Below are 15,521 nucleotides of genomic sequence, written 5' to 3' on the forward strand. Positions count from 1 at the left end.
AATGCGTCAAAAAATAAGCTATTCGGTTATCTATTTATCTTTAGGGATTGGATTGCTTTTTTTATTTTTATTATCCGTTGGTGTAGGAGCCGTAAATTTAAGTTATTCTCAAATACTTAATTATTTTTTAAACTTCTTCGGATTAAAATCCGGAGACGGAATCAATAAAATTTACGAAGGATTATTTTTACAAATACGTTTGCCGCGGACGATTTTATGTATGCTTTCAGGAGCAATACTTTCCGTTTGTGGCGCAATGATGCAATCGTTATTTCGCAATCCGATTGTAGAACCAGGATTAATTGGAACTTCATCAGGCGCAGCATTGGGCGCATCGCTCGTTTTTGTGTTTGGTAAAATTGCTTTCTTCTCCCATTTCGCTTTTCTGGGAAATTTTTTATTGCCATTTATGGCTTTTGTAGGTGGATTATCCGCGACTTTATTGGTCTATCGAATTTCATCTTCTTTCGGAAAAGTAAATATAACTTCTATGCTATTAGCTGGAATTGCTGTGAATGCAATTGCCGCAGCAGGCGTTGGTTTTTTGTCTTACATCGCTCGTGATCCGCAAGCACGTTCTATTACGTTTTGGAATTTGGGAACTTATTCTGGTGCCGACTGGCCCTCTGTTTGCATTCTTCTTGTTATTACAATTACCGGAATTTTTTATTCGATACGAATGGCAAAAGCCCTCAACGCTTTTCAATTGGGCGAAACCGAAGCAGGTTATTTGGGTATCAACACACGTAAATTAAAAATGCGTGTTATTGTTGTAACAGCATTAATGGTTTCTGTAGCAACAGCAATGACGGGCGTTATCAGTTTTGTCGGATTAATTGTTCCGCATATTTTGAGATTAATAAAAGGTTCTGATAATCGTTATCTTATTATTGGCTCCGCGCTTTTGGGAGCTATTGTTACCGCTTTGGCGGATATGTTAGCGCGTATTATTATTGCTCCTGCTGAAATGCCTGTTGGTATTATTACCGCTTTTGTAGGCGCTCCGCTATTTTTATGGTTACTTATTCGGAATAGTAGAAAAGGGAAAGGGAATTTTTATGCTTAGTCTGAAAAATATTTCCTACGAAATTTCCAAAACTCCGCTTCTGAAAAATATTTTTTTAGAGTTTCAAGCAGGCGAATTTATTACGATTATGGGACCAAATGGTGCTGGAAAATCAACGCTTTTAAAAGTAATGGCGGCAAGTATTTTTCCTTCCACAGGAGAAATTTTAATGAATGATAAATCGCTTAACAAGTTCCCAAAAACAGAACTCGCGAAAATGCGTGCCGTACTTTCGCAACACTACGAAATTTCTTTCCCGATAACGGTAGAAGAAATTGTGTTGATGGGGCGTTATCCTTATTACGACACGATTGTAACGGCAAAGGATAAAAAAATTTGCGCAGAGATGTTGGAAAAAATGGGTGTTCAAAATTTAAGCGAACGCGATTACAACACACTTTCTGGCGGCGAAATGCAAAAGGTGCAAATGGCAAGGATTTTAGCACAATTGGAAAACGAAGAATACGCATCTAAAATATTATTTTTAGACGAACCGGTTTCCAGTTTGGATATCAATTACCAACATTTCATTTTGAAAATAGCACAATCCTTAGCCAAAAAAAATATTTTGGTCATTGCCGTTTTACACGATATTAATTTGGCTTCGCAATATGCCGATAAAATTGTGATGATGAAAAACGGAGAAATAGTTGCGAATGGAAAACCTGCGACTATTATTACGCCCGAATTACTTTTTTCTACTTACGGGATTAAAGGCAGGATGCTGAAAGACGATAAAATTACTTTCCCTTATTTTATTGCTGAATAAAAGGATTTGAAAAAATAATTTTTCAAACATGAAAATGGACATGTAAAAACGTCATCAGAAAAATAATCTTCCGAATACTTTTTTAGAGAAATTCAACCAATTTCTCTAACTGAATTCCGCGTGAACCTTTTATTAAAATGCTTGCATTTTCAATAGGATGAGACAAAATCCATTCTTTCGCTTCTTCCGTATTTCGAAATGTTTTTGCATTTCCTTTTTTCGCGGAAGCAGAAAAATAAGTGCCTACGAAAAATAATTTTTCAAACTTTTTTTGATGAATTAAATCAAGTATCGCATCGTGTTCTTTTGCAGTATCATCGCCCAATTCAAGCATATCTCCCAAAATTAAAATTTTATTTTTGGAAGGCATTGCTGCAAAATTTTCAATCGCAGCGCTCATGCTGGAAGGATTCGCGTTGTAAGCATCTAACAATAAAAAATTTTTTTTCGTTTGCATTGCTTGCGAACGATTCATGGATGGAACGTAATTTTCTAAACCTGCTCGAATATTTTTTTCAGGCACACCAAAATAATTTCCGATGCAAGCCGCCGCCAAAATATTTTCGAAATTGTATTTTCCAATTAACTGTGTACTAATAATTTCTTTTTCGTTAATAGAAATCGTTTCGTTTTTTGTTTTATATTTTAATTTTACGAAAGGATTGCTTTCAATAAATAAACCAATAATATCAGCTTTTTTAGCGCTTCCGAAAATTATTTTTTTGATACTTTCCGAAAGTTTTTTTAATAAATCATTGTCGTCGTTTACAAAAAGAATTCCATTTTTTTGTTGAATAAATTGATACAATTCATTTTTTGTTTTGACGACACCTTCGTATCCGCCGAAGCCTTCTAAATGGGCTTTTCCAATGTTTGTAATCATTCCGAAGTCGGGTTCAGCAATTTTACAAAGTGCTTCAATTTCGTTTTGATGATTCGCACCCATTTCTATAATTGCGATTTCGTGCGATTTGTCAATAGAAAGCAACGTGAGCGGCACGCCGATGTGATTGTTTAAATTTCCTTTTGTTGCTACGGTTTTAAATTTCTGCGAAAGCACCGCATTGATCAACTCTTTGCTGGTCGTTTTTCCGTTTGTTCCTGTAATGGCGATGATGGGAATTGTTAATTGTTTGCGGTGATAATTTGCTAATTCTTGAAGTGTTTTCAGCACATCATCCACTAAAAAATATGATTCGTTTTTTTGATATTTCTTTTCATCAATAACAGCGATGGAGCATTCGGATTCAATGGCTTTTTCAGCAAATTCATTTCCATTAAAATTTCCACCTTTTAAAGCGAAAAAAATACTTCCGGGAAATAAATTTCTCGTATCAGTAGATACGATTGGATTTCGGAGAAAGTGCGCGTATAGTTTTTTAATTTGTTCTGACATAGCTATAAAAATAAAAGCCCCAATTTATAAAAATCGGGGCTTTCAAAAAAATATTTTTTTAATTACTCTCTTTTTTTAGTTCCTAATCCTGTTGGACTTCCAACACGCGTCATTGCGCAACGGAATCCAATATAATCGGTAGCTTGACGTTGATCCAAGAAACGTCTTGTTCCAGGACTCATCCAATACGCTCTATCTCTCCAAGAACCCCCTTTATAAACTTTTGCGTTGTCGTTAATCATGGAAGTTTTAGCATACTCATACATTATAGCATTACCACGACTGGTGACTGCATCTTGTCCATCTTTGTAGTAAATACTGGAATTAACATCTCCATCGGTGTAGTTAATATTGTCAGCTTGTTTGTAGTTTCTGCGTTCGTCCAAATGATCTTCTTTGTTGTTGATGCTTACATCTCTCCAAAGAACTTGTCCTGGAATATTTGTAATATTGCTATCAGCGTCATATCTAATAGAATCATTGATATGAATTCCGTCATCATCTTTCACTTGTGTTTTAAATACGTTTCCACGGAATGGTCTGAAATCATCGTCATCCTGAAGGTTTAACGTTCTATAAGTATCCATTACCCATTCGCTTACGTTACCAGCCATATTGTACAAACCATAATCATTCGGCCAGTAAGAATATACAGGAGCTGTAACATCGGCAGCATCATTCAACCAACCAGCAGCACCCATATAATCTCCATTACTTCTCACAAAGTTGCCTAACATTTGTCCAATCCATTTGTCGTCCGGATTTCTCACCCAGTGTCCATTCCACGGATATATTCTACGATCAGTAATCAATTCTCCATGTGTATTTCCGATTAAGCCGTAAGCAGCATATTCCCATTCTGCTTCAGTTGGAAGGCGGTAATCCGGTAAAAAGATACCATCTTCCATTTTCACTTGGCGTGTATCTGTATTAGGATCTAATGAAGGTAAGGGAGTTTTAATTTGTCCTGTCCATTTTCCAGCAAGGTATTCATCTGTATTAAAATAATCTGCATCAGAAGCATTTGGATTGATATCAATGATTCCTTCGCGCATTAAAATAAATTCATTCACCCTATCGGTACGCCATTTACAAAAATCATTTGCTTGTAACCAATTAACACCAACCACTGGATAATCGCGGTAAGCAGGATGTCTTAAATAATAATTTACATAAGGTTCATTATAGGCTAATTTAGAACGCCAAACAAGTGTATCAGGGAGTGCCTTGGTGTATATTTGAGGAAAATTAGCACTGAAAACTCTGTTTGTCCAATGTAAATATTCTAAATAATCTAAGTTGGTAACTTCGGTCTCATCCATGTAGAAAGAAGAAACAGTAACTCTTCTTGGAACGTTGTTCCAATCATAATTTACGTCTTGCTCTGTGCGACCCATCGTGAATGTACCACCTTCCACCAAAATAAGACCAGGTCCAGTTTCTTGCTCCTCGTAAGGGACTACTTCAAAACCTCCGTTTTTCTTATCGTTGTAATTCCATCCTGTAGCAGGAGATCTTTCTTTACTGCACGAAGCAAAAAGCATTACGCCTGTGGCAAATAGAACCGTTCTTGAAATTATTTTCATATTTTTTGTTTTTTGATAGAGTTCGTTGGCAAATATAACTATATTATATTAACTAAAAAGAAGGACAACTTATTGTTCTGAATTTTTTTCTTTTTGGTTTGCACTGAAATTGCATTTGAAAAGAAAGTTCATGAGATCCTGCTGTTGCATTGCTCAGTTTGGATACCGTAACATCGTAACTGTATCCAAATTTGAATAGATTTTGTTGAAATCCTACTAAAGCAATAAAGGCATCTTGATTTCTATACCATAAACCACCTACAATTGGACCTTTACTGAAATACAAACCCAAATTTAATTGTTGAAAATCTTGTTGTTTTTGGAATAAGATATTGGGAGAAATAAATGCTTGATTTCCGCTTCCCATATCATTTCCAACAGGAATAATAGCTCCAGCATGTCCAGTAAATTTCATTGGTAGCGGACTGTTGTTATTCGCTCCGGTAAAAAAACTTTCGTTTGGTTGTGTGAGGTGATCAACGGCAAATCCGAAAAAATAATTCTTGCTGAAGCCTAAAATACCTGTTGAAAAATCAACATTATTAATGGAACTAGCTCCTGGAATTTCGTGTGAGTTGAACACAAACCCTCTTCTCGGATCAATCATATCACCAAAAGTAAGTTTACTCCAATCTATACTTTTTTCTTCGTATGTGGCTTGAAAACCAACGCGGATAGAAAACTCGCGTGTTACATTTAATTGATAGGAATAGATTCCACTGAAATTAGTGGTATTAATAGTGCCTTGCCCAGCTTGATCACTTGTAACTAAAAGCCCCAAGCCTCCAGAAATAGCATCCACTGATTGATCATAAGATGCGCTGTAAGTAACAAAAGTTCCTGAAATAGCAGGCCATTCGTTACGGTAATTAAGACAAACCCTCGGACATCTTCCAGATCCAGCGAAAGCAGGATTCAAATATAAAGGATTAGCATAAAACTGTGTGAACTCAGGATCCTGTGCCATTGCAGACTGTGTCAACCCTAAGGAGATCATCGCAACAACGAAAATAGTAAATCGTTTTATCATAGTATATATGTTAAGCAATGGGTTATACGGATTATAGTTGTAAATATGTTTCAAAAAAATATTTTTAATGTATAATAAAATAAAATTTCAATTCTTGCGTTAAGCAAAGACAAAATACAGAGACAAATATATGCAATATATATTCAAAACAAAAAATTTATTAAAAAGAACTTGTATAATCGAATCGTCTATATTTGCTATTTTTGAAATTCAAAAGTCTTTCACCGTCGTTTTTTATTTTTTGATATCTAAGTTTAGAATGCTAAAAAAAATAGTTGTTTTTCTTTTTTTTATTTCGTCTTCGCTTTCTTTGCTCGCTCAAAGTGATGTGGGTTTGCGTTATTTAAAATGGAAAAATCCTGTTGTTGAAACATTACCTGATGGGCGCGAGGTCTCCTATATTTGTTTCCAAAAAGCCATTTACGATTCGAAAACACAGCCGCTTCCCACGTATTATGAAACGATTAAATTGTCAGGAAATCCAACTGATATTTCCGTGAGTTTAATCAATGATGTATATGAACCTCTTACTTCAGCAGAGGTTAATTTAGCGACTCAAAAAAATATTTTTTTAAGTACTAAAATAAAAATAATTGCAAATGTGGGTTACAGTCAGAAACAAGCCTTTGCTCAAATAAAATTTATTCCCATTAGAAAAAATACTTTTACAGGAGCCTATGAAAAATTAGTTTCTTTCAGTTTTATTATTCAGAATGTAAAAGAGGAATTGAAAACGCACAGAACAGGATCCATGAGTTTCGCTGCTAATTCGGTTTTGGCAACCGGAAAGTGGTATAAAATAGGCGTAACTCAGGATGGTATTTATAAATTATCCTATCAATATCTAAAAAATATCGGGATGGATATGACAACAATTAATCCTAAAAATATCCGAGTTTATGGTAATGGAGGTGGCATGTTGCCTTTGCCCAATAGTACTTTTAGACACGATGATTTAGTAGAAGATCCTATTTTTGTAAATGAACAAAATAACACAACGCTGGACAGTGCTGGATATTTACTTTTCTATGGGCAAGGTCCAGTAATTTGGAAGTATGATTCTACCGATACTAGATTTCATCATCAAAGTAATTATTATTCTGATACCACTTTTTATTTTATTACAGCGGATTTAGGTGCAGGTAAACGAATTGCTAACATTCCTTCCGCCACACAATCTATAACAAATACGGTTAGCTCTTTTGATGATTATAATTACCACGAATTAGACGGAGTAAATTTGATACGTTCTGGAAACCAGTGGTACGGAGAACAATTTAATATACTCAATTCATATAATTTTTCTTTTAATTTTCCCAATATCGATGTTTCTTCAAAAGTTTGGGTGAATACGGATTTGGTAGCTCGAAGTAGCTCTAACGGTTCTTTTTCCGTCAGTTCACAGTCGGGATCCACAACGCTAATTACGACGCCTGTCGCAGTTACTTGCTTTGATTGTATATATGCTTCTGAAGCAGACAGCAGCTATGTATTTACTCCATCGAGCTCAAATATTACTGTAACCGTTACCAATAATACGCCAGCAGCGGTTGGTTGGTTAAATTTCATTGAATTAAATGCGAGAAGACAACTTACTATGGTTGGGAATCAAATGGAATTCCAAGATACGAAATCGGTGGGTGCAACAAATATTTCACAATTTAATGTGTCTTCTTTTCTTCCGATAACAATATGGGACGTAACAGATCCGACCAATGCGCAACAAATCACAATGTCTTTGAGCGGTACGACGTATCAATATACCTTACCAACACCAACGCTCCGAAAATTTATTTCTTTCACTGGAAATAATTTTTTAATACCACAAAATTTTGGTTCGGTTGCGAATCAGAATTTACATGCGTATCAGCGGGCAGATTTAATTATTGTTACGAATCCGAAATTTGTCAATCAAGCAAATAATTTAGCAAATTTTCATGCAAATCAGGATAATTTAAATGTTGTAGTTGCTACAACTAATCAGATTTACAATGAATTTTCTGGCGGAGAACAAGATCCTGTAGGGATTCGAGATTTTGTTAAAATGTTTTATGACCGGGCAAGTAATCCAAGCAATGCTCCTAAATATTTATTACTGATGGGGCGCGGATCTTACGATAATAAATATCGTATCCCCAATAATACAGATTACATCCCAACGTATGAATCAGACAATTCACTTGATCCTACTAGTTCCTATGTCTCAGATGATTTTTATGCTTTATTAGATGACAATGAAGGCGATTGGACTTCTAGTTATATGTTAGATATTGGCGTTGGTCGGATGCCAGTGCAAACAACTCAAGATGCACAAAATATTATCAATAAGGTGATTCGCTATGAAACGAAAACGGGTGCCTTAGCATCGAGCGGAAACAATTGTAATTGTGGATCACAAGCTCAAAACTACAATTTAACTGATTGGAGAAATCAAATTTGTTTTGTAGCGCACGATGGTGATATTACTTTTGAATCGCAATCCGATCAACTTGCTACACAAGTGGAAACCGCTTATCCAGATTATAATATAAATAAAATTTATTTTGATGCGTATGTAGAGCAAACAACGCCGGGAGGGGAACGTTATCCTGATGTCGAAAATGCAATTAACCAACAAGTTCAAAAAGGAGCATTTATTGTTAATTATCTTGGACATGGAGGCGTATTTGGTTGGGGATTGGAAAGGGTGTTAAGTATTTCGGATATTCAAAGTTGGACAAATATGAACACTCTACCATTGTTTATTACTGCAACCTGTGAGTTCAGTCGTTTTGATGATCCGGAACAAGTAGCAGCAGGGGAAGATATTTTGCTAAACCCTATTGGTGGTGGTATTGGTTTATTAACTACAGTGAGGGTTGTCTATTCAGGACCTAATTTTACGCTCAATCAGAATTTCTTTAATGTCTTACAAAGCCCTATGCATGGTACTTTTCCGAGAATGGGAGATTTAATGATGGAAACAAAAAATTTAAGCGGAACGAATGTAAACAATCGAAATTTTACTTTCTTGGGCGACCCTGCTGTAACGCCTGCTTTCCCACATTTTAATGTAACCACAACTTCCGTAGGAGGAATCCTTGCCACATCACCCACAATGGATACAATTAAAGCATTGACAAAAGTTACCATAATTGGTTTTGTGAGTGATTCTGCCGGAAGCAAGGTGTCTAATTTTAACGGAATTATTTATCCAACAGTATACGATAAGCCAAATAGTATAACGACACTTTCCAATGGTGGCACTGCAAATAATCCTCCTTTTACTTTTCAATTGCAAAATAGTGTTTTATATAAAGGAAAAGTAAGCGTCATCAATGGAAATTTTAGTTTTACTTTTGTCGTACCTAAAGATATTGCTTACAATTTCGGGAAAGGTCGCATCAGTTATTACGCCGAAAATGGGGTGCAAGATGCTGCCGGACAATTCGGTAATTTTGTTGTGGGTGGCTCCAATCCAAATCCGCCCAAAGATGTTACAGGACCGTCTGTTAAACTGTATTTAAACGACAATAAGTTTGTATATGGAGGAATGACGAACGAAAATCCACAATTATACGCGACTGTTTTTGATTCGAGTGGGATAAATACAGTAGGAAATGGCATCGGACATGATATTACAGCGATACTTGATCGCAATACTGCTGGTGCAATAAATTTGAATACCTATTATCAAGCCGATATGAATAGTTATCAAAGTGGAAGTGTTACTTATCCTTTCACAGGATTAAGTCCTGGCACACATACGCTTACGTTGAGAGTTTGGGATGTGTACAATAATTCATCCGAAGTAACAACAGAGTTTGTTGTAGCGCAAGCAGCGCAATTCCAATTGGATCACGTGTTGAATTATCCCAATCCGTTTACTACAAATACAAATTTTTATTTTGAACAAAATTTTGGCTGTGGGCAATTTGCAGTTCAAATTCAAATCTTCACCGTTTCTGGAAAATTAGTTAAAACAATCGCTGAAAATGTCCAAACACAAGGCTTTCGATCAGACCCCATTGAATGGAATGGAAAAGACGATTATGGCGATAAAATCGGACGAGGCGTTTACGTGTATCATCTAATTGTAAAGGCTTCGGATGGATCCATCGCAGATAAATACGATAAACTTGTTATTTTGTAATTAAAAAAATTATTTTTGTACCCCATTTATCAATAAAAAACAGAAGATAAACATGAAGTTTTTGAAAGAAAAAAAAATTTTCACCCTCACTGCCGGAATTGCATTTGCTGGTTTTTTAGGCGCGCAAACAAGTAATCCGACTAATCTAAATAATGTTGGACAAGCTACCAGCGGACATAATATTAATACAGTTACTACGGCTGTTCCTTTTTTAATGATTGCACCTGATTCCAGGTCGGGCGCGATGGGAGACGCTGGGGTTGCTTCTTCTCCTGACGCTAATTCGCTACATTGGAATTGTTCTAAGTTAGCATTTGTTGATAAACAAATGGGTTTTTCTATTTCCTATACTCCTTGGTTGCGCGCCTTGGTGCCAGATATTAATTTAGCATACCTTGCTGGATATTATAAATTAAAAAATGATCAAACCATCTCTGCTTCATTACGCTATTTTTCTTTGGGGAGTATTACATTTACTGATATGGGAGGCAATGCTATCGGACAATACAATCCCAATGAATTTGCGCTTGATTTCGGGTATGCAAAAAAACTATCTGACAAATGGTCGGGAGGAATGGCAGTACGTTATATTTATTCCAATTTAACGGCAGGACAAATTGTCTCAGGTGCTACTACGCATCCTGGTAGGTCTATTGCTGCGGACATCAATACCTTTTATCAAAATTCTGACATTACCATTGGTGGTAAAAAAAGCATTTGGAGAGCTGGATTAAATATTTCTAATATTGGCGAAAAAATGTCATACAGCAGCAGTACGATAACCGATTTTATTCCTACTGATTTGCGTTTGGGTACTTCTATTACCATCAATACAGACGAATACAACAGTTTTTCTTTCATGGTGGATGCCAATAAACTATTAGTGCCGACACCGCCAGTATATTATCAAAATCATTCGGGTACAGATAGCGTCAACGCCGCTGGACAATATGTAATCCTCGCAGGAAAAGATCCAAACCAAAGTGTAGTAAGTGGCATGATCAGCTCTTTTTCGGATGCACCGGGTGGTTTATTAGAAGAATGGCATGAAATTGATTGGTCTATCGGAACAGAATATTGGTATGCGAAGCAATTTGCTATTCGTGCTGGCTATTTTTATGAAGATGCCACCAAAGGTGATCGGCAATATGTTACGCTTGGAGCCGGATTAAAATATCAAGTTTTTTCACTCGATTTGGCATATCTAATTCCAACGCAAATAAATAATCCTTTGGCGCATACGTTACGTTTTACCATGCTTTTTGATTTGGATGGATTTAAGGATCAGAATAAAAAAACCACGACAGATTAAAAAGAGCCTTCAAAAAAATAATTTTTCGAGATGAACATACGTATTGGATTTGGCTTTGATGTACATCCTTTAAAAGAAGGAATTGATTTTTGGTTAGGTGGAATTCAGCTTCAACATACAAAAGGCGCGGAAGGGCATTCAGATGCTGATGTATTGATTCATGCTATCTGCGATGCCTTACTTGGTGCAGCCAATCTCGGAGATATTGGTATTCATTTCCCGAATACTTCTTCCGAATTTAAAAATATTGATAGTAAAATTTTATTGAGAAGAGTAGCGGATTTAATAAAAAAGGAAGGCTACGAAATCGGGAATATTGATGCTACTGTTACGCTCGAACAACCTAAAATAAATCCATACATTCCTGAAATGAAAAAAGTGTTATCACATGTAATGGGAATTTCCGAAAATGATATTTCCATTAAAGCAACTACTAACGAACAGCTTGGTTATGTAGGTAAAGAAGAAGGCGTGAACGCTTCTGCTGTTGTGCTGATTCAAAAATTATAGTTTTTTTTTGTTTTTTTGAAGTTTATACGAATGTATAATAAACCTATACTTCTTTTTAATTAGTGCTTTTTTAGATTACTTGCTTTTGCATCATCTAAAACATAGCCAAGCAACCTTTTTCAAGCGCATCTCTACCTTAAATTTCATTTTCCGTTTTTTACAAATTATTTTGAATATTAAAAAAAAGATATATATTCGTCCTTGTATTTATTCAAAATATTTTTAGATGAAAAAAACATTACTCATTGTCAGTATTCTTTTTTTGAGTGCATTTTTTGTAAGTGCCCAAGTTCCACAAGGAATTACTTATCAAGCAATCGCTCGTAATTCTGTAGGCGTTGAATTAGCAAGTACTGCTATTCAGGTAAAATTTACTATTCACACAGGCACTGCTGCCGGACCAATTGAATGGGAAGATACGCAAAGTACAACCACCAACCAATTTGGTTTATTTACACTTGTTATAGGAAGTGGTACATCTACAACAGTAGGCTCTGCGACTACTTTTTCTGCTATTAACTGGGGGAGTGGAAATCATTTCCTCGAAGTATCTGTCAATATTGGCTCCGGCTATGTTTCTATGGGGACAACACAATTTATGTCTGTACCTTATGCTTTGTATGCAGCCAACGCACCACAAGGTCCGACTGGTCCAACAGGACCTACTGGAGCGACGGGTGTAACAGGATCAACTGGAACTGCGGGTACGAATGGCGTAACGGGTGCTACTGGTCCAACAGGTGCAACTGGAACTGCAGGTACGAATGGTGTAACGGGTGCTACTGGTTCAACAGGGGCGATTGGAACAAATGGTGTTACAGGACCTACGGGAGCAACTGGTTTTTTACAATCCGGCACTACAGGTTCTGTACCTTACTACAATGGCACTAATTGGGTTACAACCGCAACAAATATTTATGATTTAGGAAGCAATATTGGTATTGGAACCAATACTCCTAACAATTTTATTCAAGTACAAGGTTTAATTGATTTTGAAAACAATGGCTCTAACGTTAGCTTGGGCTTAAACACTCCCACAACAACGTCCTCAACAGGAAATTATTATAATACTTTTGTTGGTTACAATGCAGGACAAAGCACTTCTGGCGCTGGTGGTGCTTCGGAAACATTTATTGGGTACAATGCCGGCAATGCAAATACAGTTGGCGGTAACAATGTTTTTATTGGTGCCAATTCAGGATCTTTAAATACAATCGGGGTACAAAATAGTTTCTTTGGCTCCACAGCTGGCAAAATAAATACAACAGGATCTGGCAACACTGCAATTGGTTATAACGCCACTTTTTCTACAAACAATTTAACAAATGCTACCGCTATTGGAGCAAATGCCGTTGTCAGTGCCAACAACGCCTTAGTACTTGGTTCTCCAGGAACCATGGTTGGTATTGGAACTAGCAACCCTAGTTATTCACTTGATATCGTAAATACTAGTTATAATTTATTGCACTTAAGCACAACTGGAGCCAACAGTAACGTTAATTTAGATTTCTCTCCAACGGGAGCTGGGATTGCACAATTTAGTGCAATTGGTTATGGATTTTCATTTGTCACACAAGGATCAACTCCTGCTATTTTTGTGAACAGCAGCAACAATGTGGGTATTAATACAAACAGCCCTAATACTAATGCTGCCTTGGATGTAGAAGGGTTTACAAAAATGGGAAATAATGCAAATGCTCCAATTATCCAAATGGAAACATTAACTGGTACTACATCCGCTACAAGCGGAGGAACTGTAGCTATTCCTCATGGACTAACTTCTACTAAAATTTTGTCGGTTACTGTTTTGGTTCAATATTCACCTAACAATTTTATTCCTCCTGAATATAAACTCAGTACAAACTACCAATACAATTTTTACATCAGCAATACAAATATCGTAGTTTGGTCATATACTGGGAATGACGCTAATATTTTAGGAAAACCACTTACAATATTGATAACATATTCAAATTGAAAATATAGCCTCTTCTAAAATGATAGTTCGAAAAAATATTTTTCTGATGCTGTTTATTTGCTTCGTTGTTTTTTCAGCGGATGCCCAGCAATTAACTCCTTTTTTAATTGGCAGTACTGGAAATTACAGTACTAATGGAACATTTAGTATTTCTTCTTCCGTTGGTGAGCCTATAACAACGAGCTTATTTAATCCAAGTCTTATACTGACGCAAGGCTTTCAACAACCAACAATACTCACTGTTTTGCCTTTTGCTTTTTATGTGAGTGAAAACAATGAAACTTGTATCAATGCCAATGATGGAAGTGCAACGGTACATGTTAGTGGAGGAAGACCTCCATTCACGTATTCTTGGTCGCCTATTTCAAGCAACAGCGATTCTGTGCAATCGTTACCACCTGGAATATATTTTGTTACCGTTTCAGATTCAACCGGAGCTTCAAAAACAGATACTATCAACATACAAGAAAGTCAAGAAGCTTGTGCGATTCACATCTATACAGGAATTACGCCTAACGGCGATGGACACAACGATTTTTGGCAAATTGATAACATTGAATTGCATCCCAACAACAAGGTAATTATTTTTAACCGTTGGGGCAGCGAAGTATGGAAAGCAAAAGGATACAACAATAATAATATCTCTTGGAAAGGGGAGAGTGAATTAGGAAAAGCATTGCCGGATGGTACTTATTTTTATGTATTTACCATAGATGATAAAACATATAAAGGTTGGGTACAATTAACGCGATAGAAGGCTTCGAATAAACAAAAACGTATGATACGAAACAAATAAAGCTTATTAAAACAAAATGAAAAAAATACTACTCTCCTTTTTTTGCTTGTTGTTTGGGTATGCTGCTTTTGCGCAACAAGATCCACAATACAGCGAATATATGTTTGATCAATTAGCGATAAATCCTGCTTATGCTGGAAGTTGTGATGTATTGAGCGCCTCCTTGTTGGCTCGCAACCAATGGGTAGATATTCCGGGTGCACCTAAAACAGGAAATCTTATTTTGCAAGGACCTCTTGCTGGAAAGAATGTAGGCTTGGGTTTGGAAATTAGTTCAGATAAAATTGGTCCAACTACCAACAATGCTATCAGCGGAAGCTACGCTTATCATTTAAAATTAGGACAAGGGAAATTAGCCCTGGGAATCCGTGCTGGAATTTACGATTATCAAATCAACTGGAACGAAATTGATTATAAAGATAAAAATGATGTGTATAATTCGTACAGCCAAACTCAAAAAGTAATTCCTACTGCTGATGCAGGATTGTATTATTATACTCAAACTTTTTATGCTGGGCTTAGCATTACGCATTTATTAGGAAGTCGGATGACAGATTACAATAATCCGATCAGTATGGATGCTTCTTTTAAGCCACACGCATATCTCAACTTCGGAAAAGGATTTCAGCTTTCGCAGAATGTGATATTAAATCCTTCCATTTTAATCAAAATGGCGCAAAATTCTCCAGGCACATTTGATTTGAATCTGAATGTATTGTTGGATAATAAATTATGGTTGGGTGTTTCCGCAAGGGATAATTATGGACTTGTTCTTTTAGCTGCTTTTAACATTACACCGCAATTTCGTTTAGGTTATTCATACGATGCTGGCTTTAATGCAATTGGAATGGCAGGCGGTGCCGCACACGAAATGTTATTGAATTATGATTTTAATACGCATCATTCCAAAAGCGTTTCCCCTAGATTTTTTTAAGTTAGAATTCTT

At 36.2% G+C, this 15,521-nt stretch carries 11 protein-coding genes; 8 read left to right on the forward strand and 3 right to left on the reverse strand.

What is annotated here, in order from left to right:
* Position 1: 1 nt before the first annotated feature.
* Positions 2-1,066 (forward strand): iron ABC transporter permease, encoded by a 1,065-nt coding sequence (locus ABIZ51_04430; protein MEO7088022.1) that lies wholly within the window; start codon positions 2-4, stop codon positions 1,064-1,066.
* On the forward strand, positions 1,059-1,835 hold the full coding sequence (locus ABIZ51_04435; GenBank protein ID MEO7088023.1) for a heme ABC transporter ATP-binding protein: 777 nt from the start codon (positions 1,059-1,061) through the stop codon (positions 1,833-1,835). Before ABIZ51_04430 ends, ABIZ51_04435 begins: the two co-directional genes overlap by 8 nt.
* 82 nt (positions 1,836-1,917) lie before the next feature.
* Here ABIZ51_04435 and murF read toward each other — a convergent pair whose 3' ends face one another.
* The 3 genes from murF to ABIZ51_04450 all read right to left on the reverse strand — a co-directional run bounded on the left by murF (position 1,918) and on the right by ABIZ51_04450 (position 5,847).
* Positions 1,918-3,231, reverse strand: coding sequence for a UDP-N-acetylmuramoyl-tripeptide--D-alanyl-D-alanine ligase (gene murF, locus ABIZ51_04440; protein ID MEO7088024.1), 1,314 nt, complete (start codon positions 3,229-3,231; stop codon positions 1,918-1,920).
* Positions 3,232-3,293: 62 nt separating this feature from the next.
* The gene (locus ABIZ51_04445) at positions 3,294-4,817 is read right to left on the reverse strand and encodes an SUMF1/EgtB/PvdO family nonheme iron enzyme (protein ID MEO7088025.1); all 1,524 of its coding nucleotides are present in this window, start codon (positions 4,815-4,817) and stop codon (positions 3,294-3,296) included.
* A gap of 52 nt (positions 4,818-4,869) precedes the next feature.
* On the reverse strand, positions 4,870-5,847 hold the full coding sequence (locus tag ABIZ51_04450; GenBank protein ID MEO7088026.1) for a type IX secretion system membrane protein PorP/SprF: 978 nt from the start codon (positions 5,845-5,847) through the stop codon (positions 4,870-4,872).
* Between the two features lie 259 nt (positions 5,848-6,106).
* Between ABIZ51_04450 and porU the strand changes: the two genes are divergently transcribed.
* The 6 genes from porU to ABIZ51_04480 all read left to right on the forward strand — a co-directional run bounded on the left by porU (position 6,107) and on the right by ABIZ51_04480 (position 15,509).
* The gene (gene porU, locus ABIZ51_04455) at positions 6,107-9,979 is read left to right on the forward strand and encodes a type IX secretion system sortase PorU (GenBank protein ID MEO7088027.1); all 3,873 of its coding nucleotides are present in this window, start codon (positions 6,107-6,109) and stop codon (positions 9,977-9,979) included.
* A gap of 52 nt (positions 9,980-10,031) precedes the next feature.
* Positions 10,032-11,291 (forward strand): type IX secretion system outer membrane channel protein PorV, encoded by a 1,260-nt coding sequence (porV, locus tag ABIZ51_04460; protein ID MEO7088028.1) that lies wholly within the window; start codon positions 10,032-10,034, stop codon positions 11,289-11,291.
* A gap of 30 nt (positions 11,292-11,321) precedes the next feature.
* Positions 11,322-11,801, forward strand: a complete 480-nt coding sequence (gene ispF, locus ABIZ51_04465) for a 2-C-methyl-D-erythritol 2,4-cyclodiphosphate synthase (protein ID MEO7088029.1) — start codon at positions 11,322-11,324, stop codon at positions 11,799-11,801.
* A 226-nt stretch (positions 11,802-12,027) separates the two neighbouring features.
* Entirely contained in the window at positions 12,028-13,779 is a 1,752-nt protein-coding gene (locus ABIZ51_04470) for a hypothetical protein (protein MEO7088030.1), read from the forward strand.
* Between the two features lie 19 nt (positions 13,780-13,798).
* Positions 13,799-14,533, forward strand: coding sequence for a gliding motility-associated C-terminal domain-containing protein (locus ABIZ51_04475; GenBank protein MEO7088031.1), 735 nt, complete (start codon positions 13,799-13,801; stop codon positions 14,531-14,533).
* A 58-nt stretch (positions 14,534-14,591) separates the two neighbouring features.
* Positions 14,592-15,509, forward strand: a complete 918-nt coding sequence (locus tag ABIZ51_04480; GenBank protein ID MEO7088032.1) for a type IX secretion system membrane protein PorP/SprF — start codon at positions 14,592-14,594, stop codon at positions 15,507-15,509.
* The last annotated feature ends 12 nt before the right edge of the window (positions 15,510-15,521 follow it).

It is taken from the genome of Bacteroidia bacterium, assembly GCA_039924845.1.
Taxonomy (GTDB): Bacteria; Bacteroidota; Bacteroidia; order DATLTG01; family DATLTG01; genus DATLTG01.